The sequence below is a fragment of the Micromonospora sp. NBRC 110038 genome (genome assembly GCF_020884815.1).
Classification (GTDB): Bacteria; Actinomycetota; Actinomycetes; order Mycobacteriales; family Micromonosporaceae; genus Micromonospora; species Micromonospora haikouensis.
The window spans coordinates 920,587-945,334 of record NZ_BBOL01000001.1 but is presented as its reverse complement, the minus strand read 5'-3'; the positions used below and the strand labels follow the sequence as shown (position 1 = coordinate 945,334).

Below are 24,748 nucleotides of genomic sequence, written 5' to 3'. Positions count from 1 at the left end.
TTCGAGGATTGTACTAGTACGAAAGCGGGTCCTCGCATGTACCCACCCACCCCCCGGACCACCGCCACCCGCAGCCGCGACCGGATGAGCTACGACCGGGCCGCCGCGCACGCCGTGCTCGACGAGGCGTACCACTGCGCGCTCGCGTTCACGGTCGACGGCGAGCCCCGGGTGCTGCCCACCCTGCACGTCCGCGTCGGCGACACGCTCTACCTGCACGGCTCCACCGGCAGCCGGCCGCTGCTCGCCGCCCGGGGCGACGGCCTGCCCGTCTGCGTGGCGGTCACCCTGCTCGACGGGCTGATCTACGGCCGCTCCCAGTTCCACCACAGCGCCAACTACCGGTCGGTGGTCGCGCACGGCACCGCGCACCTGGTCACCGACGCCGGGGAGAAGTCGGCCGTGCTGACCGCCCTGGTGGAGAAGGCCGCCGCCGGGCGCAGCGCCGACAGCCGCCCGCCCAGCCGCCGCGAACTCGCCGAGACCGCCGTGCTGGCGCTGCCGCTGCGCGAGGTGTCCGTCCGCGCCCGCACCGGCGGCGTACGCGACGAACCCGGCGACCACGACCTGCCGCACTGGGCCGGGGTGCTGCCGCTGCGGCTGACCGCCGGGCGGCCCGAGCCCGACACGGGGGTGACCGCGCCGCTGCCGGCGTACCTGCGGCCGGACCGCTCGCCCTGGCTGGAGCCGGCCACGCTGCGGGGCGCGCACGTCGTCCTCGAACCGCTGGACCTCGCGCACGCCGACGACCTGCATGCCGCCACCGCCGACCCGCAGGTGTGGCAGCACCTGGGCAGCCACCGCCCCGCCGACCCGGCCGGCACGGCCGAGACGATCCGGGCCGCCCTCGACGCCCACCACCGCGGGGAGCGGGTGCCGTGGGTGCAGCGCTGCGCCGTCACCGGGGCGGTCGTCGGCAGCACGTCGTACTACGAGGTCGACCCCGACCGCCGGGCGGTCGCCATCGGCTACACCTACCTGGGCCGGCCCTGGTGGCGCACCGGCGTCAACACCGAGGCGAAGCTGCTGCTGCTCACCCGCGCCTTCGAGGAGCTGGGCGCGGTACGGGTGGTCTGGCACACCGACATCCGCAACGAACGCTCCCAGCGGGCCATCGAGCGGCTCGGCGCCACCCGGGAGGGGGTGCTGCGCCGGCACCGGCTGCGCCCCGACGGCACCTGGCGGGACACCGTGCAGTACTCGCTGACCGACGAGGAGTGGCCGAACGCACAGGCCAGGCTGCGGGAACGGCTTCGCCCCGGCCCGGTGCCGGCGCGATGATGTCGGGCGTGCTGGGCATCACCGACATCTGGACGTACGTGCTGGGGACCGTGGCGATCGTGCTGCTCCCCGGCCCCAACTCGCTCTTCGTGCTCTCCACCGCCGCCAAGCGCGGGGTACGCGCCGGCTACCGGGCCGCCGGTGGGGTCTTCCTCGGCGACGCCGCGCTGATGACGCTCTCCGCCGCCGGGGTGGCGTCGCTGCTCAAGGCGTACCCGCCGCTGTTCCTGGTGGTGAAGTACGCGGGCGCGGCGTACCTCGGGTGGGTCGGGCTGACCATGCTGCGCGGCGCGTGGCGGCGCTGGCGGGACCGCAACGACCCCGCCACGCCGCGCCTGATCGACGCCGCCGAGCCGGCGGAGCTGCGCAGCCCGTTCCGGCGGGCACTGGTGATCAGCCTGCTCAACCCGAAGGCGATCCTGTTCTTCGTGTCGTTCTTCATCCAGTTCGTCGACCCCGGGTACGCCTGGCCGGCGCTGTCGTTCCTGCTGCTCGGGCTGATCGCCCAGGTCACCAGCGCGCTCTACCTGACCGCGCTGATCTTCGCGGGCACATTCCTGGCGGCGCAGTTCCGGCAGCGGCGGCGGCTGGCCGCCGGGGCGACCACCGGCGTGGCGGCGGTCTTCCTGGGCTTCAGCGTCAAGCTCGCCACCGCCTCGGTGTAGGGGGCGGGCGTCAGGTGCCGTCGCCGCCTCCGCCGCCCCCGCCGATGCCCGCCCCACCGGCGGTGCCGCCGAGGCCGTAGCCGGGGCGGACCGGCTGGTCCGGGCGGCGGCTGACGTGCGCCGACTCGGTGATCCGGGCCGACCAGTGGGCGTGCGACGCCGCGGCGGCGTGCCGGTTGATCGCGTGGCGCAGCCAGCCGTCGACCACCGCGACCCAGTCGAGCCGGTCCGCGCCCGCGTGCCAGACCCGGAACCGGCTGATGCTCTGGTGGGTGACGCCGGCGAGGGAGAGCCGGCGGTCGGCCCACAGGAGCACCTCCAGGCCCGCCGAGTTCGCCACGAAGATCACCTCCAGCTCGGTGATCGGGCCGGCGTACAGCGGGGCCACCCACCAGCCGAGCCGCTGGTGCAGCGGGAGCGCCTGCTCCACCCCGGGCAGCCGGCCGTCGACCAGGCCGGCCTGGCGCATGCTGAAGCCGAGCGTGTCCAGCGCGGCGAGGACGTGCTGCTGGGTCGGCAGGGGATGCACGAAGATCGGCACCAGCGCGCCCTGCTCCAGGTCCACGTCGAGGGACGCCTCCGTGCGCAGCCCCATCCGCAGGCTCATCAGCGGCACCCCGCCGAAGATCGTCACCGGGGTCTCCCAGGGCAGCGGCACGGCGAAGTCGACCGCCCGCCGCCGCCCGGCCGGCACCACGAACGCGCCCGCGATCGTCACCTGGTGGAACTGGACGAGCCGCCGCGGCGCGCCCGGGTCGTCCGGCTCGACCTGGCTGACCAGGCCGAGCCGCAGCCGCCGCACCGGCACGTCGTCCGGCCCGGCGCGCAGGGTGACCCGGCCGGGCAGCCGCAGCCCGGGACGGGTGCTCGGGTTGGGCAGCGTGGTCCGCACCGACAGCCCGGTCCAGCCGGACTCCGGCGACACCCCGGTCAGCCGCACGGCGCTTCCTCCGTACCCCCTCAGTGGTGGCACGGCTTTCCCCGCCGGCGGCCGGACAGTCCTGCCCGCCCGGCGCGGACGCCGGGGCCGGCCCGGTGGTGCCGGGCCGGCCGCAGGCGTCAACGGGCGGCAGAGAGCGTCAGCGCATCCGGCGGCCCCGGGGCACCGGGTCGGTCTCGTCGTCGAACTCGCCGATGACCTCCTCCAGCAGGTCCTCCAGCGCCACGAACCCGATCGGGCGGGTCGGGCCGCCGCCGTTGCGGACCAGGGCGAGCTGGGCCCGCCGGCCCTTCATCGCGGTCACGGCCTCCGTCACCGACGCGGACGCCGGCAGCGTGAACGCGTCGGTCATCAGCTCCCCGGCGGTCGCCGCCCGGCCCGTCGTGGTGGCCCGCACGGCCTCCCGCACGTGCACCAGGCCGCACACCTCGCCGCCGGCGTCCAGCACGGCCAGCCGGGACCGGCCGCTGTCGCGGGAGACCTGCTCGACCCGCTCGGCCGGGTCCTCCCGGCCGACCGTGACGATCCGGTCGAAGGGCTCCATCACCTGGGCGACCGTGGTGCCCTGCAGCTCCAGCATGCTGGTGAGCATCCGGTGCTGCTCCGCGCCGAGCAGCCCGTGCTCGCGGGACTGCTCCAGCAGGATCCGCAGCTCGTCGGGACCGTGCACCTGGGCGAGCTGGTCCTGCGGGTGCACCCGCACCAGCCGCAGCATCGCGTTGGCCAACGCGTTCAGCGCCGACAGCACCGGCCGCGCCACCCGGGCGAAGGCCCGGAACGGCAGCGCCAGCAGGGTAGCCGACCGCTCCGCGTCGGTGATCGCCCACGACTTCGGGGCCATCTCGCCGACCACCAGGTGCAGGAAGGTGACCAGGCCCAGGGCGAAGACCAGCGCCACGACGTGGCTCGCCGCGGCCGGCAGCCCCACGGCGTGCAGCAGCGGGCTGAGCAGGTGCTCGATCGCCGGCTCGGCCAGCGCGCCGAGGCCCAGGGTGCACAGCGTGATGCCGAGCTGCGCGCCGGCCAGCATCAGGGACAGCTCGCGTACGCCGTCCAGCGCCGCGCGGGCCCCCCGGCCGCCGCCGGTGGCGACGGCCTGCTCCAGCCGGTACCGCTTGCTGGCCACCAGCGCGAACTCGGCGGCCACGAAGAACCCGTTCAGCGCCAGCAGCACGACGGAGACGACGAGGGCGATGCCGGGGCTCATGCCGCCGCCTCCCCGTCCCGACGGCTGCCCGCCGCCCGGCCCGTGGCGGCGGCGGTGCCGCCCGCGAGCCGGAGCCGGACCGAGTCGGCGACGTGCCGGTCCACGGCCAGCACCTCGACCAGGGCGCGCGCCTCGGTCTCGGCGTCGCCGTCGACGGGGAGCACGATCTCCAGCCGGTCGCCCACCTCGGGCACCCGGCCCAGCTCCCGCATGACCAGCCCGGACACGGTGTCGTACTCCGGTGCCTCGGGCAGCTCGATGCCGGTGCTGTCGGCGACCTCGTCGATCCGCCAGCGCGCCGGCACCACCCACGACCCGTCGTCCTGCCGGGCCGGCGCCCGCTCCGGCGGGTCGTCCTCGTCGCGGATCGGGCCCACCAGCTCCTCGGCCAGGTCCTCCAGCGTGATCACGCCGGCGAAGCCGCCATACTCGTCGACCACGCAGGCGAGCTGCCGGTGCCCGGACCGCAGCCGGTCCAGCACCGTCGGCAGCGGCAACGTCTCGGGCACCAGCAACGGGGGTACGGCCACCGCGCTGACCGGGGTCGTCGCGCGCTCGGCCGGGGGCACCGCCAGCACGTCGGCGATGCCGACGACGCCGGCCAGGTCGTCGACGCCCTCGGCGCCGCGTACGGGGAACCGGGAGTGCCCGGTGTCGAGCAGCTCCACCACCCGGCTCAGCGGCTCGTGCGCCCGGACGGTGTGCACGTCGACCCGGGGCACCATGGCCTCCCCGGCGGTCAGCTCCCGGAAGTCGAGCCCCCGGTCGAGCAGGTCGGACATCTCCGCGTCGAGGTGCCCCTCCTCGCGGGACTCGGCGATGATCTGCTCCAGGTCCTCCGGGGTGGCCCCGCTGGGCAGCTCCTCGATCGGCTCGATGCCGAGCCGGCGCAGCAGCCGCACGGCGGCCTTGTCGAACAGGGTGATCACCGGCCCGGCGATCTTCAGGTAGATCAGGGTGGACCGGCTCAGCGCCCGGGCCAGCGACTCGGCGCGGGCGATGGCCAGGTTCTTCGGGGCCAGCTCCCCGAGGACCATCTGCACCACGGTCGCGATGACCAGCGCCAGCGCGACCGACAGCGGCAGGGCGACGGCCGTGGAGACCCCGGCCACGCCGAGCAGCTCGGCCAGCCCCGCGCCCAGGTACGGCTCGGCGACGTAGCCGACCAGCAGCGCGGTCACGGTGATGCCGAGCTGTGCTCCGGAGAGCATGAACGACAGCCGACCGGTGACCTCCAGGGCCCGGGCGGCGGCCTGGTCGCCGTCGTCGGCGAGCTGCCGGAGGCGGCCCCGGTCGACGGCGACGTAGCCGAACTCCTGGGCCACGAAGTAGCCGGTGGCGGCGGTGAGAACGGTGATGAGGGCAAGCCCGACGACGATCAACACGGGTCGCTCAGGGCTCCCGGGGTCGTCGGGACGGGAAGATGCCGGGCACGACCCGGCTGGCTACTGCTGCCCTCCTGGGCAGAAGAGTCGATCATGCCGCCCATTTTATCGGCGTCGGCTGAGCGCCCGCTGAAGGTGCGGGGGAAGGGCCCCGGTCAAGGTGCCCTTCCCCGCCCCTCGTCGGCGAGTTCGTCGGCGTCGAGGAGGGAGCGGTCGACCCGGCCCGAGCGGTACGCCGCGCGGCCGACCATCTGGGCCGCCACCGGAGCGGTGGCCAGCTGGAAGACCGCCACCAGCACGATCATGCCGACGTCGTCGGGGGTACGCAGCCGCAGCGCCACCCCGGCGAGCAGCAGCAGCACGCCGAGCACCTGAGGCTTGGTGGCCGCGTGCATCCGGTCGAGCACGTCCGGGAAGCGCAGCACGCCGATCCCGGCGGCGAGGCTGAGCAGCCCTCCGGCGACCAGGCAGCCGGCGCCCAGCCAGTCGGCCACGACACCCCCGCTCGGCCAGCCGGGGGCGGCGACGACACCCACGTTCACGACTCCTCCCGGACGGCGAAGCGGACCAGGGCCACCGCGCCGACGAAGCCGAGCAGGGAGAGCACCACGAGCACGGGCAGGGTGGTGGCGTGCCGGTTGACCGCCGCCTCCGCCCCGACCGCACCGGCCATCGTGTTGAGCAGGACGTCGGCGGCGATCACGCGGTCCAGCAGGGACGGGCCGCGGTACATCCGGGCCAGCGCCAGCAGCGCGGTGACCGACAGGAGCACGGTGAGCACGGTGGCGAGGACGACCTTCACCGGTCGGCCCCCCTCTCGGTGGGAGGAACGGGAGCGACGGGGGCGGCGAGGAGGCGGAGTTCGGCGGCCGAGCCGATCGCGCGGACGATCCGGGCCTCGGTGGCGAGGATCCGGTCGCGGCTGCCGGTCAGGTCCTCCGGTCCGCGTACGTCGAGCACGTGCACGTAGAGCACGCCCCGTTCCCGGTCCACCTCGACGATCAGGGTGCCGGGGACCAGCGAGATCGCCTCCGCCGTGAGCGCCAGGTTCAGGTCGGTGCGCACGCGCAGCCGTACCCCGATGATCGCGCCGCGGGGCCGGTAGCCCGGCTGCACCGCGATCCGCGCCACGTGGATGCTCGCGCTGACCAGCTCGGTGACGAACCGGCCGGCCAGTTCCAGCAGCGCCCGCAGGCGCAGCCGGCCGCCGAAGGTGACCGGCGGCAAGGGGAAGAAGGACAGCACCGCCCCGCCGACGAGCAGCCCGCCGAGCAGGTTGCCCCAGGAGAACCGCCCCCAGAGCAGGCACCAGATCAGCACCATCCACGCCAGTGTCAGCAGCCGGTCCCGCCAGCGGCCGAGCCGGGCGCGCACCCGGGTCACCGGGGCGTCGGGGTCGACGACCGGCCCCCGACGCCGGTCCCCGGCGGCCCGCCCGGTCACCACGCACCCCGACCGGGACCGCCGGGACGGCCGGCCCGCCCGGTCACGGCGCGCCGCCGGGGAGGACTGCGCGCACGTACGGGGTGCGGGCGCGCAGGTCGGTCGCCGCGTCGGTGGTCACCCCGAACAGCGGGCCGGCGGCCACGGTGAGCACTAGGCCCAGCGCGACCAGCGCCGTGGTGGCACCGACCATCAGGGTGGGCAGTCGGGTCGGCGGGTCGGTGGCGACCAGCTGGGGTGCCCGCCAGAACGCGATGTTCCACACCCGGGACGCGACGTAGAGGGTGAGCAGGCTGGTGGCGGTGCCGGCGGCCACCAGCACCCAGGGCAGCACGCCGCCGGCGCCGACCCCCGCCTGGAGCAGGCCCAGCTTGCCGAGGAACCCGGACAGCGGCGGGATCCCGGCGAGGTTCATCGCCGGCACGAAGAACAGGACCCCGAGCAGCGGGGCCACCCGGGCCAGGCCGCCGAGCCGGCGCAGGTCGGTGCTGCCGGCGCGCGCCTCGACCAGCCCGGCGACCAGGAACAGGGTGGTCTGGATGGTGATGTGGTGGACCACGTAGAAGATCGCCCCGGACAGGCCGGCGACGCTGCTCAGCGCCACCCCGAAGATCATGTAACCGATGTGGCTGACCAGGGTGAACGAGAAGAGCCGCTTCATGTCCGACTGGGCGACCGCGCCGAGGATGCCGACCACCATGGTCAGCGCGGCCACCACCATCAGCAGCCCGGCGACGTCGCCGCCGGGGAACAGGAGGGTCTCGGTGCGGATGACCGCGTACACGCCGACCTTGGTGAGCAGGCCCGCGAAGACCGCGGTGACGGGGGCGGGCGCGGTCGGATAGCTGTCCGGCAGCCAGGCCGACAGCGGGAACACGGCCGCCTTGATCCCGAACGCGAGCAGCAGGGTGAGCTGCAGGGCGAGCCGTACGTCGTCGGGCAGCGCGTCGAGCCGCCCGGCGAGCTGGGCCATGTTGAGGGTGCCGGTGGCGGCGTAGACGAGGCCCACCCCGGCCAGGAAGATCATCGAGGACAGGATGCTGACCACCACGTACGTCGACCCGGTCCGGATCCGGCCCTCGGTGCCGCCGAGCGTGATCAGCACGAAGCTCGCCGCCAGCAGGATCTCGAAGCCGACGAAGAGGTTGAACAGGTCACCGGCGAGGAAGGCGTTGGTGACGCCGGCGGTGAGCACCAGGTAGGTGGGGTGGTAGATGGTGACGGGGGCGGACTCGCCGATGTCCCCCCGGCCCTGCCCGATCGAGTAGAGCAGCACGCACAGCGTCACGGCGGAGGAGACCACCAGCATCAGCGCGGCGAGCTGGTCGGCGACCAGCACGATCCCCACCGGCGGGGGCCAGCCGCCGATGCTCACCACGACCGGCCCGTGCCGGTACGCCTCGACGAGCAGCACCACCGCGACCACCAGGGTGGCGGCCAGCACCGCCACGCTGACGGCGCGCTGGAGCCGGGGCCGGTTGGCCAGCAGCAGGGTGAGGGCGGCGCCCAGCAGCGGCACCACCACCGGCAGCGGCACGAGCGGCCCGTACCCCGTCACGGCGTCTCCCCCCGGTGCTGCCGGCGCAGGTGCGGCTCCGGGTCGACCTGTTCCGGGTCGCCGTCGGGGCCCTCGCCGCCGAGGTCGCGCGCGGGCAGCTCGTTGCGGGCGGCCATCTCGGCGACCTGGCGGTCCTCCAGGTCGTCCTGCACCTCGTCGTTGCCGGTGAGATACCAGCTGCGGTACGCGACGGCCAGCAGGAACGCGGTGAGCCCGAAGGTGATCACGATGGCGGTGAGGACCATCGCCTGCGGCAGCGCGTCGCTCATCCGGTCGACCGGTGCGGTGCCGACGACGGGCGCGTCCCCGGACCGGCCGCCGAGCAGGATCAGCAGGTTGACCCCGTTGCCGAGCAGGACGACGCCGAGCAGGATCCTCGTCAGGCTGCGCTCCAGCAGCAGCGTGACGCCGGTGCCGGCGAGCACCCCGACGACGACGACCAGCACCAGCGTCGCTCCGCTGCCGTTCACGGTCGCCGCCCCTGCGGGTCGACGATCAGCCCGCGTTCGGTCTTGCCGGCCGCCTCGATGTGCCGGTCGACCTCGGCGCCGAGGCTGCGCAGGATGTCCAGCACCAGGCCGACCACGATCAGGTACACCCCGATGTCGAAGAAGAGCGACGTGACGACGTAGAAGTCGCCGACGCCGGGCAGCCACAGGTCGAGCTTCGCGCTCTGGAGCACGGATCCGCCGGCGAGGAGGGCGAACGCGCCGGTGCCGACGGACACCGCCAGGCCGGCCCCGAGGACCGTGCCGGCGCCGACGGGGGCCGCCTCGGCCAGCTCGTACCGGCCGCCGGCGAGGTAGCGCACGGCCAGGGCGAGGCCGGCGACCAGGCCGCCGGAGAAGCCGCCGCCGGGGGCGTTGTGGCCGGAGAAGAGCAGGAACAGGGAGAACAGCACGATGGTGTGGAAGAGCAGCCGGGTGACCACCTCGAAGACGATGGACCGGCGGCGCTCGGCGAGGGTGGGGCCGCCGCGCAGCCACACCGGCCGCTGCGGTCCCCGCTGGGCGGATCGCTCGGGGCGGCGGGGGCGGCGCGGGCGGGGGCCGGTGCGGGAGCGCTGGAAGATGAGGCTGGCCACCCCGGTCGCGGTCACCACGAGCACCGAGATCTCGCCCATGGTGTCCCAGGCCCGGATGTCGACCAGGGTCACGTTGACCACGTTGCGGCCGTGCCCCTCGCTGACGGCGAGGCCGGGGAACGCCAGCGAGACCGGCGGCGCGGTGCGGGCGCCGACCGCGACCAGGCAGAGCCCGGCGAGGACGACCCCGACGGCGGCCCCGACGGCGCGCCGCGCCCACCGGCTGCGGCGCAGCGGGCGGGCGGAGAACCGTTCGGGCAGCCGGCGCAGCACCAGCACGAAGACCGCGATGGTCGCCGTCTCCACCAGGAACTGGGTGAGCGCCAGGTCGGGCGCGCCGTGCAGGACGAACATCATCGCGGTGCCGTAGCCGGTGACCCCGACCAGCAGCATGGCGGTGAGCCGGCGACGGGCGCCGACGGCGAGCAGCGCGGCCACCGCCGAAACCACGCCGACGACCGGTTGCAGCGGGGTGTCCCACAGCGGGACCCCCTGCCGCCACGGGCCGGCGGCGAGCATCGCCCCGCCGGGCACGACGACGAGGACCAGCAGGATCGTGCCGAGGTACAGCGGCAGGGAGCCGCGCTGGGTGGCGCTGGTGACCTCGATGGCGAGGCGGTCGAAGCGGTGGGTCAGCCACTCGTACCCCTGGGCGCCGCCCACCGGCGCGCGCACCCGGGCCAGCACGGGGGCGAGCGGGCCGCGCAGCGCGAACAGGGCCGCGCCGCCGGCGAGGGCCAGGGCGGACAGGCCGAGCGCCAGGGTCGGCCCGTGCCAGAGCGCGAGGTGCTCGGGCACCGGGCCGAAGAGTTCGGCGTACGGGCGCAGCAGCGCGCCCGCCGGGCCGGCGAGCACCCCGGCGGCCAGCCCGGCGACGGCCAGCAGGGCGGGCGGCCCGAGCATGGCGGCGGGTACGGGTTGCGGCTCGGTCCGGTCGGCGTGCGGGCGCGTGCCGAACGCCCCCCAGACGAAGCGGGCCGTGTAGGCGACGGTGAGCACCGTGCCGGCGACGAGCCCGGCGAGGACCACCGGCTGGTCGGTGAACGCGGCGAGGACGGCCTCCTTGGCGACGAAGCCGACCAGCGGGGGCAGCCCGGCCATCGAGGCGGCGGCCAGCGTCCCGACGGCGGCCAGCAGCGGGGCCCGCCGCCCGAGCCCCGACAGTTCCCGCAGGTCGCGGGTGCCGGCGCTGTGGTCGATCGCGCCGACGACGAGGAACAGGGCCGCCTTGAACAGGGCGTGTGCGAACAGCATCGCCGTGCCCGCGAGGGCGGCGGACGGGGTGCCCGCGCCGAGCGCCACGGTGAGCAGGCCGAGCTGGCTGACGGTGCCGTACGCCAGCAGCAGCTTCAGGTCGCACTGGCGCAGCGCGGCCCACCCGCCGACCAGCATGGTGAGCAGGCCGGCGGTGACCGTCACGGGCCGCCACGGGCCGGCGGTGGCCAGCACGGGGGCGAGCAGGCCGAGCAGGTAGACGCCGGCCTTCACCATCGCCGCCGCGTGCAGGTACGCGCTGACCGGCGTCGGCGCGGCCATCGCCTGCGGCAGCCAGCCGCTGAACGGCAGGACCGCCGACTTGGCCAGCGCCCCGGTCAGCACCAGCAGCACGGCGGTGACCAGGTAGCCGCCGGCCGGCAGCCCGGCCCCGGCGAGTTCCGACCAGCGGTACCCGCCGGTGTGCCGGCCGAGCATCAGGAACCCGACGAGCATCGCCAGCCCGCCGAACGTGGTCACGGTGAGCGCCTGCGCCGCCGCCCACCGGCTGGCCCGCCGCGTGGTGCTGTGCCCGATCAGCAGGTAGGAGAAGATCGTGGTCAGCTCCCAGAAGACGTAGAGCAGCAGCAGGTCGTCGGCGAGGACCAGGCCGAGCATCGCGCCGGCGAAGGCGACCAGCACGGCCGCGAACCGGGCCAGCCCGGCCGACCCGGCGGCGAAGTAGCGCGCGCAGTAGACCAGCACGAGCGCGCCGACGCCGCCGACGAGCAGGGTCATCAGCCAGGACAGGGTGGTCAGCCGCAGCGCCAGGTCCAGCCGCAGTTGCGGCACCCAGGGGTACGCCTCGACGACCGCCCCGCCGTCGCGCACGGCCGGCGCGCGGGCCACGGCCCAGCCGAACGCGGCGGCCGGCGCGAGCGCGAGGGGGTAGCAGGCGCGCGGGCCCCACCACCGGACCAGCAGCGGCGCGACGAGCGCCGCCACCAGGTGGAGGATCAGCAGTACGAGCACCCGCGCTCCCGGTCGAGGTGGCAGCAGCGCGCCCGAGGGAGACGCCTATCAGCGATCAGACGCCAGTTTCCGGCCCGATGGGCGGTTTTGCCGGAATTTTCTCGGGGCGGGTGTGGGCGGAGACCCCGTGCCGGCCCACCGGGGCCACGAGCATCGCCCGGCTATCCTCGCCGCCGTGAACGCAGTGGAGATCGAAGCACCCGTCGTCGGCGTCACCGTCTATCCGGACCGGGCCCGGGTCACCCGCCGGGGCAGCGCCCGGTTGACCGCCGGCGAGCACCGGGTACGGATCGCCCCGTTGCCGCTGGGACTGCACCGGGACTCGCTGCGGGTCGGCGGCCGGGGCGCGGCGACCGTGCTCGGCGTGGACGTGACCACGTGGCGGCAGGCGCGCAGCGCCGACGGGCAGGTCCGCGAGCTGGAGGAGCGCAGCCGGGAGCTGACCGACGAGCTGGCCGGGGTCGACGACGCGTACGCGGTCGAGGAGCAGCGGGGGCAGTTCCTCTCCGGGCTGGCCGAGCGGGCCGGCGGCACGTACGCCCGCGCGCTCGCCGCCGGCGACGCCGAGCCGGCCGACGTGGCGGCCTTCGCCGACTCGGTGGCCGGGCAGCTCGCCGACTCCCACGGGCGGCGGCGGGAGCTGGCCCGGCGGCGGACGGAGCTGACCGAGGACCTGGCGGCGGTGCGGCGGCAACTGGAGGCGGCGCACGGCAAGCGGGAGCCGGACCGGCTGGCCGCCGAGGTGACCGTGGCGGTGGACGTCGACGACGCCGAGCTGGACCTGGAGCTGACCTACCTGGTCGACGGGGCCCGCTGGCAGCCCTCCTACGACCTGCGGCTGGTCGACGACACGGTGACCGTCACCTGGTTCGGCCTGGTCAGTCAGGACACCGGCGAGGACTGGCCGGAGTGCGTACTCCAGCTCTCGACGGCCCGGCCGGCGGCGGCCGGCGTACCCGAGCTGTCGCCGTGGTATCTCGACCGGGTCCGGCCGCTGCCGCGGCCGGCCATGCCGGCGGCGAGCTTCGGTGCGGTGCCGGCGCCCGCCCCGCCCGGCGGGCCCGCGTTCGAGGTCGCCGCGGCGGGCGGGGCGGCCCGCGCGGGCGCGCCGCGCCCCAAGGTGCACGAGAGCGTGGCAACGGTCGAGCAGGGGGTCAGCGCGGCCACCTACCGGCCGTCGCGGCCGGTGGCGGTGCCGGCGGACGGCAGCGCGTACCGGGCGACGATCGCCGTGCTGGAGCTGCCGGCGCGGCTGGACCACGTGACCGTGCCGGTGCGCGCGGCCGAGGCGCACCTGCGGGCGACGGTGCGCAACACCTCGGCGCACACGCTGCTGCCCGGCCCGGCGGCGGTCTTCCACGGCGCGGACTTCGTCGCGGCCACCCGGCTGCCGACGTGGGCGCCCGGCGAGGAGACGGAGCTGGCGCTTGGCGTGGACGACCGGGTGCGGGTGGAGCGGAAGCTGGGCCGGCGCGCCGACACCCGGGCCACGCTCGGCTCGACCCGACGCCGGGACGTGGAGTATCGGATCACCGTTGCCAACCACACGCCCCGGCCGGCGACCGTGGAGGTGCGCGACCAGTTGCCGGTGTCCCGCGACGAGGCGGTGGTCGTGCGGGAGGCCACGATCGCACCGGCGCCGGCCGAGCGCACCGAGCTGGGCGAGCTGACCTGGCGGCTGCGGCTCGAACCGGGCGACAGCGGCGAGATCACCATGGGCTTCCGGGTCGAGCTGGCCAAGGGGGTGGAGCTGGCCGGCTGGCGGGAGTGACGGCGTCAGACCAGCAGGTCGCGGCGGGTCTCGACGAGCAGGTCGGGGCGGTCGAGCTGGACGACGACCTTGTTGACCACGCGCTGGGCGGCGGCGAGCGAACGCACGGAGAGCAGCCGCCCCCGGCTCTCCCGGCGCAGGACGAAGAAGTGGACGGCGGCGCGGACCTGCCCCCGGTCGGCCGCGCTGGACTGGGCGGTCTGCCGGACCAGCTCGCGCAGGCAGGCCGCGAGCCGCTCGGCGAGCTCCAACTCGGGGCCGTGCAGGCCGGCGCGGAGTGCGGCAAGATGGCTGTCGACCTTCCGGATGAGCACGTCGGTGCCCGCACCGGCAACCCGCTCCTCGACGACCATGCGCACTCCTCCACGTCTCACTTCCGCGAAGTTACTTTAGGTGTCGACGCAGAAGCAAGCAGTTAAGTAAGACTTAACGGAATAATGCCCCATTCCATCCACAAACCGGCCTTGCGGCACTTCGCGCGCGTCGACCGCCGGCACCGGTCCGGCCCAGGCGGATGTCCCACCCCCGGGGCAGGATGGAGGGCGTGGCGGAGGTGACGGCCGGTTTCGGCGCGGCGGAGGCGGCCCGGGTGCTGGCGGGATTCGGCCCGGCGACCCGGGAGTGGTTCTCGGCGGCCTTCGCCACGCCCACCCCCGCCCAGATCGGGGCCTGGCGGTCGGTGGCGGCCCGCCGCAACGCCCTGGTGGTCGCGCCCACCGGCTCCGGCAAGACCCTCGCGGCGTTCCTCTGGTCACTGGACCGGCTGGCCGCCTCGCCGCCGCCGGCCGAGCCCCGCCAGCGCTGCCGGGTGCTCTACGTCAGCCCGCTCAAGGCACTCGCCGTCGACGTGGAGCGCAACCTGCGGGCGCCCCTGGCCGGCATCCGGCAGGCCGCCACCCGGCTCGGCGTCGCCCCGCCGGAGATCACCGTCGGGATGCGCACCGGCGACACCCCCGCCGACGAGCGGCGGGCCTTCGCCCGCACCCCGCCGGACGTCCTCATCACCACCCCCGAGTCGCTGTTCCTGCTGCTCACCTCCGCGGCGCGGGATTCGCTTCGCGGGGTCGAGACGGTCATCGTCGACGAGGTGCACGCGGTCGCCGGGACGAAGCGCGGCGCGCACCTGGCGCTCTCCCTGGAACGCCTCGACGAGTTGCTGCCCGCCCCCGCCCAGCGCATCGGCCTGTCCGCCACGGTCCGGCCGATCGACGCGTGCGCCCGGTTCCTCGGCGGGGCCCGCCCGGTCGACGTGGTGCAGCCGCCCAGCGCCAAGACCATCGAGGTCAGCGTCGAGGTGCCGGTGGAGGACATGACCCGCCTCGACGAGCAGGAGCCGCCGCCCGACGACCTGGGCGGCCCCGGCCCGCGCCGGGCGTCCATCTGGCCCGCCGTCGAGGAACGGGTCTACGCGCTGGTCCGGGCGCACCGGTCGACCATCGTCTTCACCAACTCGCGGCGCAGCGCCGAGCGGCTCTGCGCCCGGCTCAACGAGCTGGCCGCCGAGGAGCTGGCCGGCACGGTGCAGGCCGACGCCGGGTCGGCCGGCCCGGGGCAGGCCGGCCCGTGGCCGACCGCCGCAGGGCCGGGCCCCGGGTCCCCGGGCGGCCCGCCCGCCCGGCCGCCGGCCGAGGTGATGGCCCAGGCGGGCGCGGCGGCCGGGGCCACCCCGGTGGTCGCCCGCGCCCACCACGGCAGCGTCTCGCGGGAGGAGCGCAAGCACATCGAGGAGGCCCTCAAGTCCGGCCAGCTCCCCGCCGTGGTGGCCACGTCCAGCCTGGAGCTGGGCATCGACATGGGCACCGTCGACCTGGTGGTGCAGATCGCCGCCCCGCCCAGCGTCGCCGCCGGCCTGCAACGCGTCGGCCGGGCCGGGCACCAGGTCGGCGCGGTCTCCCGGGGCGTGGTCTTCCCCAAGCACCGGGGCGACCTGCTCTCCTGCACCGTCGTCGCCGAGCGGATGGCCGCCGGAGCGATCGAGGAGCTGCACCACCCGCGCAACCCTCTTGACGTGCTGGCCCAGCAGATCGTCGCGATGGTGGCCCTCGAACCGTGGCGGGTCGGCGACCTGGCCGTCGTCGTCCGCCGGGCCGCGCCGTTCGCCGAGCTGCCCGACTCCGCGCTGCACGCCGTGCTGGACATGCTCTCCGGGCGTTACCCGTCGACCGCGTTCGCGGAGCTGCGGCCCCGGCTGGTCTGGGACCGCGCCGCCGACGTGCTCACCGGCCGGCCCGGCGCGCAGCGGCTCGCCGTCACCAGCGGCGGCACCATCCCCGACCGGGGCCTGTTCGGCGTCTTCCTCGCCGGGGCGGAGCGGGCCGCCCGGGTCGGCGAGCTGGACGAGGAGATGGTCTACGAGTCGCGGGTCGGCGACGTGTTCCTGCTCGGCTCGTCGTCCTGGCGGATCGAGGACATCACCCCCGACCGGGTGCTGGTCTCCCCCGCCCCGGGCCAGGCCGCCCGGATGCCGTTCTGGAAGGGCGACCAGCTCGGCCGCCCGGTGGAGCTGGGCCGGGCCATCGGCGCCCGGGTGCGGACCCTGCTGCGCCAGGGCGACGAGGCGGCGGTGGCCGCGCTGCGCGCCGGCGGGCTCGACGACTGGGCCGCCGGCAACCTGCTGGCCTACCTGCGGGAGCAGCAGGCCGCGACGCGGTCCCTGCCCGACGACCGCACGGTGCTGGTCGAGCGGTTCCGCGACGAGCTGGGCGACTGGCGGCTCGCCGTGCACAGCGTGCTCGGCGCCCGCGTCAACGGCCCGTGGGCGCTGGCCATCGGCCGCCGGCTCGCCGAGCGGTACGGCGTGGACGCCCAGGTCATGCCGTCCGACGACGGGATCGTGGTGCGGCTGCCCGACACCGCCGACTCCCCGCCCGGCGCCGACGTGGTGCTCTTCGAGCCCGACGAGATCGCCCAGCTCGTCGAGGAGTCGGTGGGCACGTCGGCGCTGTTCGCGTCCCGGTTCCGGGAGTGCGCGGCCCGGTCGCTGCTGCTGCCCCGCCGCGACCCGCGCCGCCGTCAGCCGCTGTGGCAGCAGCGCCAGCGGGCCGCCCAGCTGCTCGACGTCGCCCGCGAGTACGCCGACTTCCCGGTCACCCTGGAGGCTGCCCGGGAGTGCCTCCAGGACGTCTTCGACCAGCCGGCCCTCGCCGGGCTGATGCGCGACCTGGCCACCCGCAAGGTGCGCCTGGTCGAGGTCGAGACCGAGCGGCCGTCGCCGTTCGCCCGCTCGCTGCTGTTCGGCTACGTCGGGGCGTTCCTCTACGAGGGCGACGCGCCCCTCGCCGAGCGGCGGGCCGCCGCCCTGGCGCTGGACTCGGCGCTGCTCGGCGAGCTGCTCGGCCGGGTCGACCTGCGGGAGCTGCTCGACCCGGCGGTGCTCGCCGAGACCGACCGGCAGCTGCGCTGGCTGACCGAACAGCGCCGGCCCCGCGACGCGGAGGACGCCGTCGAGCTGCTGCGCACCGTCGGCGACCTGTCGGAGGCGGAGCTGGCCGAGCGGGGCGTGCCCGTCGACTGGCTCACCGCCCTGGCCGCGGCCCGCCGGGTGCTGCGCGTGCGCGTCGCCGGCGAGGAGCGCTGGGTCGTCGTCGAGGACGCCGCCCGGCTGCGCGACGCCCTCGGCGTGGCCCTGCCGGTCGGGGTGGCCGAGGCACACCTCGCCCCGGCGGCCGACCCGCTCGGCGACCTGGTCGCCCGGTACGCCCGCACCCACGGCCCGTTCGCCGCCGCCACCTGCGCCGCCCGGTTCGGGCTCGGCGTGGCCGTCGTCGAGCAGGAGCTGCGCCGCCTCGCCGCCGCCGGGCGGGTCGTCTCCGGCGAGTTCGCTCCCGACACCGTGGGCACCCAGTGGTGCGACGCCGAGGTGCTGCGGCTGCTGCGCCGCCGCTCCCTCGCGGCGCTGCGCCGGGAGATCGAGCCGGTGCCGCCGAGGGCACTGGCCGCGTTCCTGCCCCACTGGCAGCAGGTCGGCTCGTCGGCACGGGGGGTGGACGCCGTCGCCGCCGCCGTCGAGCAGTTGCAGGGCGCGGCCGTGCCGGCGTCCGCCCTGGAACGCCTCGTGCTGCCCGGCCGGGTCGCCGACTACTCCCCCGCCCAGCTCGACGAGCTGTGCGCCGGTGGCGAGGTGCTGTGGGCCGGGTCCGGGGCGATCTCCGGCGGCGACGGCTGGGTCACCCTCGCGTACGCCGACGCCGCGCCGCTGCTGCTCCCGCCGCCGGACGACGCGCTGGCGCGTACCCCGCTGCACGACGCCGTGCTCGACGCGCTCGGCGACGGGCAGGCGCTGTTCTTCCGGTCGCTGTCCGACCGGGTGGGCTGCACCGACGACGCGGCGCTGACCGCCGCGATCTGGGACCTGGTGTGGGCGGGGCACCTCACCAACGACACCCTCGCCCCGCTGCGGGCGGCGCTCGGCGGCGGCGGGGCGCACCGGTCCCGGCCGGCCGCGCCGCGCACCCGGTTGCGCCGGCCCGGCCGGGTGGCGCTGCCCAGCCGCAGCGGCCCGCCCACCGTGGCGGGCCGCTGGTCCCGGCTGCCGGAGCGCGACCTCGACCCGACCCGGCGGGCCGCCGCGCTCGCCGACGTGCTGCTGGAGCGGCACGGCGTCGTCACCCGGGGGGCGGTCGTCGCCGAGCAGGTGACGGGTGGCTTCGCGGCCGTCTACCCGGTGCTGTCGGCGCTGGAGGAGCGCGGGGCGGCCCGGCGGGGCTACTTCGTGGAGGGGCTGGGCGCGGCCCAGTTCGCGGTGCCCGGGGCGGTCGACCGGATCCGCGCCCTCGCCGACCCGACCGCGAGCCGCGGCGGCGGGGGTCAGGAGGCCGGGGGGCGTGGCGGGGGCCGGGGCGGGGCGCTCGTCCTCGCCGCCACCGACCCGGCCAACCCGTACGGTGCGGCGCTGCCCTGGCCCGAGCGGGCGATCGACTCCGGCGACGGGGCCGCCCCGGCGAGCGGGCATCGGGCGGGCCGCAAGGCGGGCGCGCTGGTCGTGCTGGTCGGCGGCGACCTGGTGCTCTACGTCGAGCGGGGCGGCCGGACGATCCTCTCCTTCGCCGACGCCCCCGACGCCCTCGCGGCGGCCGGCAGGGCGCTCGCCGACGCGGTGCGTACGGGCGCGCTCGGCGCGATCTCGGTGGAGCGGGCCGACGGGGAGGCCGTGTCGGCGTCCCCGCTGCGCGACGCGCTGACCGCCGCCGGTTTCCGGGCCACCCCGCGCGGCCTGCGCCTGCGCGGCTGAGACCGCTGACCGACCACCCGATCAACCGGCCGATCGGCTGGCTGAGTGGCTGAGCGGCCACAACGGACGATGCCGGCCCGGCGGATCGAGACGCCGGGCCGGCATCGCTGGTCGCCCGAGGGCCACCGGTCAGGATCGGTCGCGGGTCAGCGCAGGCTCCACTGCTGGTTCTGCTGCCCGTTGCACGACCAGAGGATGAGCCTGGTGCCGTTGGCGGTGCCCGCGGCGTTGGCGTCCAGGCAGAGCCCGGACTGGGCGTTGGTGAGGGTGCCGTTGGCGTTGACGTTCCACTGCTGGTTGGTGCCGCCGTGGCAGTCCCAGATGATCACCTGGGTGCCGTTGCTGGTGCCGGCGCCGCTGGCGTCGAGGCACTTGGTGCCGTACACCTGGAGTTGCCTGCCCGCGGTGTAGGTCCAGCTCTGGGCGGCGGCGCCGGTGCAGTCCCACAGCTGGGTCTGGGTGCCGTTGGTGGTGCTGCCGTTCGGCACGTCGACGCAGCGCCCGGACTGGCCGCCGACGACCTGCTTGCCCTGCGCGGGGCTGCTGGTCGGGGTCGGGGTCGGCGAGGACGTCGGCGGGGTGGTGCCGTCGAACTGGGTGAAGAAGCTCCACACCACCGGCCGGGTCCAGGACTTCTCGCCCGGCGCGTACGGGTCGGCGGAGCCGTCGACGGCGTTGGGGGCGTGCGGGCCGTCGAACGGGGCCCACGCCACCGGGTAGCCGGCGCGGCATCCCGAGTAGTAGGTGAGGGTGTGCGTGAGGCTGCCCTGCGCCGGCTCGGGCGGGTTCTGCGCCGTGCAGCCGTTGTTCCTGACGAACCTGTCGCGCAGCGACCGGCCGGTGGAGATGGGGATGGTGCCGTCCCGGAGCCCGTGGATGCCGATGTACGCGATGGGCTGGGTGCCGCCGCTGCATCCGCTGAGCTCCGCGCCGGCGTAGACGGCGACCGCGCGGAAGAGCGTCGCCCGCGCGCAGGCGATGGCATAGGTCATGCCGCCGCCGTAGCTGAAGCCCATGGCGAAGCGCTGCGTGGTGTCGACGCAGAGACCCGCCTCGATCTGCCGCATCATGTCGTCGACGAACGTCAGGTCCCGGCCGCCGCTGTTGGCCCAGCCGTTACCGATGCCCTGGGGCGCGACGAAGATCGCCGAGTTGTTCGACAGCGCCCGGATCCCGTAGTAGGACCACGGGTATCCGCTGGTGCCGCCCGAGTCGACGTCGTTGGCGGTGCCGCCGTTCCAGTGGAACGCGAAGATCAGCCGGTAGGGGTGGTTGCGGTCGTAGTTGTCAGGGATCCGCAGGATGAACGAGCGGTTCTGGCCGCCGCTGGAGATCGTGCGGGTACCGCTGGTCAGCGTGGGCGCCTGGCCACATCCGGCGGTTGTCGCGAGGGTGCCGACGTCATTGGCGTACGCGACCGGGCCGACTCCGGCGGCGATCGCCGCGCCGCCCGCCGCGAGGACGAGCGCCGCCGCGCCCGCGACGGCACCGACGACGAGTCGATGTCTCCACATGGGCGACTCCTTCTGGGATCGGGTGCGTGGTGGATCGGCCCTCCGGCGGGCAGGCGTCGGGTACGCGGCCGGAGACGCCGCCCATCCATCGATTAACGTTAAAGTAATACGTATGACGTCTGCGGTCAACACGGGCCGGCTACGCGGGCCGCACCGCAGGTCCGGTGGTCACCACGCCCACAGGCCCGGCGAACGTCGCCGCCGCAGGTCCGGCGACGTCGCGCCGCAGCCCGGCGAAGGTCGCCGTCGGAGCACGGGGACGTCGCGCCGCAGCCCGGCGATCGCCGCTGCCGCAGCACCTGGGACAGAAGCCGGCAACAGGGCCGGAAAAGACGAAAGGCAAGGAGTCGACGACTCCCTGCCACTCTCAACATATACCGCACCCCGGGCCTTGCGGCAAGACCCGGGCGATGCCGCAGAATCGTCCGCCGGGCCCCGTAGCGGCGCATATCGGTGATCAGCGCAGCTTGGACGGGCTCGTCTAGGTATGGGGGACATTCATGTTCGACGTGATCGTGGTCGGGGGCGGACCGACCGGCCTGATGCTGGCCGGCGAGCTGCGGCTGCACGGCGTACACACGCTGCTGCTGGAGAAGGAGGCGGAGCCGACCCCGGTCGTGCGCGCGCTCGGGCTGCACGCGCGCAGCATCGAGATCATGGACCAGCGCGGCCTGCTGGAGCGCTTCCTCGCGCTCGGCCAGCAGTACCCGCTCGGCGGCTTCTTCGCCGCCATCCCCAAGCCGCCGCCGACCGGGCTGGACAGCGCGCACGCGTACGTGCTCGGCATCCCGCAGACCACCACCGACCGGCTGCTGGCCGAGCACGCCGTCGAACTCGGCGTCGAGATCCGACGCGGCGGCGAACTGGTCGGGCTCAGCCAGGACGACCACGGCGTCACCGCCGAACTGACCGACGGCACCCGGCTGCGCTCCCGCTACCTCGTCGGCTGCGACGGCGGCCGCAGCACCGTGCGCAAGCTGCTCGGCATCGGCTTCCCCGGCGAGTCCAGCAGGGTCGACACGCTGCTGGGCGAGATGCGGTTGACCGCGTCACCCGAGACCCTCGCCGCCGTGAGCGCCGAGGTCCGTAAGACCCAGTTGCGCTTCGGCGCGATGCCCCTGGGCGACGGCGTGTACCGCGTCGTCGTGCCCGCCGAGGGGGTGGCCGAGGACCGCCGGATCCCGCCGACCCTCGACGAGGTCAAGCGACAACTGCGGGCGTACGGCGGCACCGACTTCGGCGCGCACTCGCCGCGCTGGCTGTCCCGCTTCGGCGACTCCACGCGGCTGGCCGAGCGCTACCGGGTCGGCCGGGTGCTGCTGGCCGGCGACGCGGCGCACGTCCACCCGCCGACCGGCGGGCAGGGGCTCAACCTCGGCATCCAGGACGCGTTCAACCTCGGCTGGAAGCTCGCCGCCCAGGTCGACGGCTGGGCGCCGCCTGGGCTGCTGGACAGTTACGAGACCGAACGGCGTCCCGTCGCCGCCGACGTGCTGGACAACACCCGCGCGCAGATGGAGCTGATGTCCACCGAGCCGGGGGCCCAGGCCGTGCGCCGGCTGCTTTCGGAGCTGATGGACTTCGAGGACGTGAGCCGGCACCTGACCGAGAAGATCATCGCCATCAGCATCCGGTACGACTTCGGCCCGGGCCACGAACTGCTCGGCCGGCGGCTGCGCGACGTCCGGCTGGGGCGCGGACGCCTCTACGAGCTGACGCGCGGCGGCCGGGGGCTGCTGCTCGACCGGACCGGCGAGCTCTCGGTGGCGGGCTGGGCCGACCGGGTCGACCACGTCGCCGACGGCAGCGAGGAACTGGACGTGCCCGCCGTGCTGCTGCGGCCCGACGGCCACGTGGCGTGGGTCGGCGACGACCAGCAGGACCTGCACGACCACCTACCCACCTGGTTCGGCCCCGCCACCGCCTGACCCCCACCCCACCCGCCCCCACCCCGGTTCGGGTCGGTGATCAAGAGAAAAGCGTCAGAGTTGATCTCACCGATGACGCAAACCTCTTGATCACCGAGCCGGGGCGGGGGTGGGGTGGGGGCGGGGTGGGGTCAGGTCAGGGTGGTGATGACCGCGCGGGCCATGTGGCGGCCGTGTTCGGCCATGCGGGGGAAGGTGTGCCGGTAGTAGTCGATGCCGGTCAGCGAGGGCGCGAGCGCCCAGCCGCAGGCACGCCGCCAGGTGGCGTCGTCGTACCCGATCGCCTCCCGGTAGGTTTCCCGGGCCGCGCCGGTGAACGTCCACAGCGCCGGGGCCACGTCCGGGGCCGGATCGCCGACGCCGAGCGCGCCGAAGTCGATGGCCGCGACCAGCCGTCCGCCGTCGGTGACCAGGTTGCCCGGTTGCAGGTCACCGTGGATCCACACCGGCTCGCGGTCCCACTCGGGAGCGGCCAGGCAGATCTCCCACGCCGCCTCGGCCGCGCGCACGTCGAAGCCGTCGTCGTGCGCGGCGAGCCGGGGCAGCACCCGCCGCACGGCGTCGTCGACGTGGCGCAGGGCGGCCCCCCGGGCACCGGGCGCCTTGGCCGGGCCCCCGGCCGGGTCCACCCGGTGCAGGGCGCGCACGAAGTCCGCCAGGTCGCGGGCCAGGCGCACGTCGTCGCAGCCGAGCCGGGGCGGCGTGCGTCCCGCGAACCACGGCACCACGGTCCACGGCCACGGGAACCCGGCGCCCGGCTCGCCGACGTGCACCGGGACGGGTACCCGCGCGGGCAGGTGGGGGGCGAGCGCGGGCAGCCACCGCGCGTCGGACTCGGCCTGGCCGACCGCCCAGGCGATCTTGGGCATCCGGGCGACGAGTTCGTCGCCGATCCGGAAGAGGACGTGGTCGGTGCCCTCCACTTCGTCGGGCAGGGGCGTCACGGGAAGGTCGGCCCAGCGGGGACACTGGTCCGCCACCAGACGGCGCACCTGCTCGGCGGTGGCGCGGATCTCATCGGCGTGGATGGGCACGACCGGCACGGTAGAAGACACCGCCGCCGGCATCCACCGGTTATCCGCGCCGGCCGGGGCGGGGATGCGCCGTGAGCTGCCGCGTCAGCCGACCGGGGTCCCGTCGGCGGCGGCGCCGCCCGCCCCGGCCGGCACCGGGTCGGCCGGCCGGCCGTCGGCGGCGGGTGGCTCCCCGGTGGCCCGCGCCTCCTCGGCGGCCCGGCCGGGTGGCACCGCCCGCAGCCGGCGCACGTCCCGACTGGCCAGCATGCCCCCGACGGCGAGCACCACCAGCCCGGCGAGGGCCAGCAGCGTGTCGCGGGCCCCGATCGTCGCGGCGAGCGGCCCGACCGCCACCTGGCCGAGCGGCATGGCGATCCAGGACCCCAACATGTCGTACGAGTAGACGCGCGCCAGCCGGTCGGCCGGGATGTGCTGGGCGATCGACGTGTCCCAGGCCACCGTGAACTGTTCGACGGCGATGCCGACGGCCAACGCGGCGGCCACCAGCACGAGGATCGTGGGTGCCAGGGCCAGGCCGAACAGCAGGAGCGACTCGGCGAACATGCAGGCTACGCCGAGCAGCAGCAGCCGGCGCACCCGGATCCGCAGGGCGATCAGCCCGCCCAGCACCATCCCCACGGTCTGCGCGGCCAGCACCACGCCCCAGCCGCTGCGGCCGACCGTCGAGTCGGCGACGGCCGGGCCGAGCACGTGCACGCCGCCGGCCAGGCACGCGTTGAGGACCATGAAGCCGAGCACCACCGCCCACACCCACGTGCGCGCGGTGAACTCCGTCCAGCCCACCCGCAGGTCGGCGACGACACCCGTACGGCTGCTCCTGGCCTTCGGGGCGGCGACCCGGACCCCGGCGAAGGCCACGGCCGCGACGGCGAAGGTGGCCGCGTCGACGGCGAGCCCCCAGCCGGGCCCGACGGCGGCCACGAGGAGGCCGCCCGCCGCCGCGCCGCCGATCGAGCCCGCGTTGATGCCGAGCCGGATGAGCGCGTTGGCCTGCTGGAGCAGGTCGGGCGGCACGGTCTGCGGCGTCGCGGCGGCCGACGCCGGCTGGGCCAGGGCGCTCACCACGCCGTTGGCCGCGCCGAGCGCCAGCAGCAGCGGGATCGTCGCCGTGCCGGTGAGCACGACGGCGGCCACCGCCGCCTGCGTCGCCGCGCCCAGCGCGTTGGAGCCGATCAGCACCAGCCGGCGCGGAATCCGGTCGGCCACCACGCCGCCGAAGAGCACGAACAGCACGGTCATCAGGGATCTGACGCCGACCACCAGGCCCAGGTCACGCACCGAGCCGGTCAGGTCGAGCACGGCGAAGGCCAGGGCGATGGGCGCGACGCCGTTGCCCAGCATGTTGACCGTGCGGCCGGCGGCCAGCCAGCGGAACGCGCGATGGCGCAGCGGAGCGAGCACCGGTCCCCCACCTGAAGTCGGTTGCGGCCCGCCGGCCGCGAGATGCCCGCAATGGTCGCCGATCCGCGCGGCCCGATC

18 protein-coding genes are annotated in these 24,748 nt (G+C 75.5%); 5 read left to right on the top strand and 13 right to left on the bottom strand.

Annotated elements, in window-relative coordinates:
* Positions 1-36: 36 nt before the first annotated feature.
* Positions 37-1,281, top strand: a complete 1,245-nt coding sequence (locus LPU61_RS04010) for a bifunctional pyridoxamine 5'-phosphate oxidase family protein/GNAT family N-acetyltransferase (protein ID WP_043962466.1) — start codon at positions 37-39, stop codon at positions 1,279-1,281.
* On the top strand, positions 1,278-1,946 hold the full coding sequence (gene leuE / locus LPU61_RS04005) for a leucine efflux protein LeuE (protein WP_043962465.1): 669 nt from the start codon (positions 1,278-1,280) through the stop codon (positions 1,944-1,946). Before LPU61_RS04010 ends, leuE begins: the two co-directional genes overlap by 4 nt.
* A 10-nt stretch (positions 1,947-1,956) precedes the next feature.
* Here leuE and LPU61_RS04000 read toward each other — a convergent pair whose 3' ends face one another.
* The 9 genes from LPU61_RS04000 to LPU61_RS03960 form a co-directional block, all read right to left on the bottom strand.
* On the bottom strand, positions 1,957-2,886 hold the full coding sequence (locus LPU61_RS04000; RefSeq protein WP_043962464.1) for a sporulation protein: 930 nt from the start codon (positions 2,884-2,886) through the stop codon (positions 1,957-1,959).
* Between the two features lie 139 nt (positions 2,887-3,025).
* On the bottom strand, positions 3,026-4,093 hold the full coding sequence (locus tag LPU61_RS03995) for a hemolysin family protein (RefSeq protein ID WP_043962463.1): 1,068 nt from the start codon (positions 4,091-4,093) through the stop codon (positions 3,026-3,028).
* Positions 4,090-5,478: a hemolysin family protein gene (locus tag LPU61_RS03990; RefSeq protein ID WP_043962462.1), complete on the bottom strand. Its 1,389-nt coding sequence runs from the start codon at positions 5,476-5,478 to the stop codon at positions 4,090-4,092. Before LPU61_RS03990 ends, LPU61_RS03995 begins: the two co-directional genes overlap by 4 nt.
* Positions 5,479-5,633: 155 nt before the next feature.
* Positions 5,634-5,972 (bottom strand): monovalent cation/H(+) antiporter subunit G, encoded by a 339-nt coding sequence (gene mnhG, locus LPU61_RS03985; protein ID WP_043964198.1) that lies wholly within the window; start codon positions 5,970-5,972, stop codon positions 5,634-5,636.
* A 44-nt stretch (positions 5,973-6,016) separates the two neighbouring features.
* Positions 6,017-6,280 carry a monovalent cation/H+ antiporter complex subunit F gene (locus tag LPU61_RS03980; protein ID WP_043962461.1) on the bottom strand — a complete coding sequence of 88 codons (264 nt, stop codon included), beginning with the start codon at positions 6,278-6,280 and terminating at the stop codon, positions 6,017-6,019.
* A complete protein-coding gene (locus tag LPU61_RS03975) occupies positions 6,277-6,921 on the bottom strand; it encodes a Na+/H+ antiporter subunit E (protein WP_229404162.1) in 645 nt (214 codons plus the stop codon). Before LPU61_RS03975 ends, LPU61_RS03980 begins: the two co-directional genes overlap by 4 nt.
* 43 nt (positions 6,922-6,964) lie before the next feature.
* Entirely contained in the window at positions 6,965-8,479 is a 1,515-nt protein-coding gene (locus LPU61_RS03970) for a Na+/H+ antiporter subunit D (protein WP_229404160.1), read from the bottom strand.
* Positions 8,476-8,949 (bottom strand): Na(+)/H(+) antiporter subunit C, encoded by a 474-nt coding sequence (locus LPU61_RS03965; RefSeq protein WP_043962459.1) that lies wholly within the window; start codon positions 8,947-8,949, stop codon positions 8,476-8,478. The genes LPU61_RS03970 and LPU61_RS03965 overlap by 4 nt, the downstream gene beginning before the upstream one ends.
* Positions 8,946-11,789: a Na+/H+ antiporter subunit A gene (locus LPU61_RS03960; protein ID WP_229404158.1), complete on the bottom strand. Its 2,844-nt coding sequence runs from the start codon at positions 11,787-11,789 to the stop codon at positions 8,946-8,948. Before LPU61_RS03960 ends, LPU61_RS03965 begins: the two co-directional genes overlap by 4 nt.
* Positions 11,790-11,964: 175 nt before the next feature.
* Between LPU61_RS03960 and LPU61_RS03955 the strand changes: the two genes are divergently transcribed.
* On the top strand, positions 11,965-13,560 hold the full coding sequence (locus LPU61_RS03955) for a DUF4139 domain-containing protein (protein WP_229404157.1): 1,596 nt from the start codon (positions 11,965-11,967) through the stop codon (positions 13,558-13,560).
* Positions 13,561-13,565: 5 nt separating this feature from the next.
* On the opposite strand, the gene LPU61_RS03950 is transcribed toward LPU61_RS03955, so the two are convergent.
* Positions 13,566-13,913 carry a hypothetical protein gene (locus LPU61_RS03950; protein ID WP_043962456.1) on the bottom strand — a complete coding sequence of 116 codons (348 nt, stop codon included), beginning with the start codon at positions 13,911-13,913 and terminating at the stop codon, positions 13,566-13,568.
* Positions 13,914-14,095: 182 nt separating this feature from the next.
* Between LPU61_RS03950 and LPU61_RS03945 the strand changes: the two genes are divergently transcribed.
* Complete coding sequence (locus LPU61_RS03945) at positions 14,096-18,790, top strand: ATP-dependent helicase (protein ID WP_374199617.1); 4,695 nt, start codon at positions 14,096-14,098, stop codon at positions 18,788-18,790.
* 146 nt (positions 18,791-18,936) lie between these two features.
* On the opposite strand, the gene LPU61_RS03940 is transcribed toward LPU61_RS03945, so the two are convergent.
* Complete coding sequence (locus LPU61_RS03940; RefSeq protein WP_043962455.1) at positions 18,937-20,304, bottom strand: RICIN domain-containing protein; 1,368 nt, start codon at positions 20,302-20,304, stop codon at positions 18,937-18,939.
* A 500-nt stretch (positions 20,305-20,804) separates the two neighbouring features.
* Between LPU61_RS03940 and rox the strand changes: the two genes are divergently transcribed.
* Complete coding sequence (gene rox, locus LPU61_RS03935) at positions 20,805-22,232, top strand: rifampin monooxygenase (RefSeq protein ID WP_043962454.1); 1,428 nt, start codon at positions 20,805-20,807, stop codon at positions 22,230-22,232.
* Between the two features lie 131 nt (positions 22,233-22,363).
* Here rox and LPU61_RS03930 read toward each other — a convergent pair whose 3' ends face one another.
* Entirely contained in the window at positions 22,364-23,266 is a 903-nt protein-coding gene (locus LPU61_RS03930; RefSeq protein WP_229404154.1) for an aminoglycoside phosphotransferase family protein, read from the bottom strand.
* Between the two features lie 84 nt (positions 23,267-23,350).
* Positions 23,351-24,670 (bottom strand): MFS transporter, encoded by a 1,320-nt coding sequence (locus LPU61_RS03925; protein WP_229404152.1) that lies wholly within the window; start codon positions 24,668-24,670, stop codon positions 23,351-23,353.
* Between the last annotated feature and the right edge of the window lie 78 nt (positions 24,671-24,748).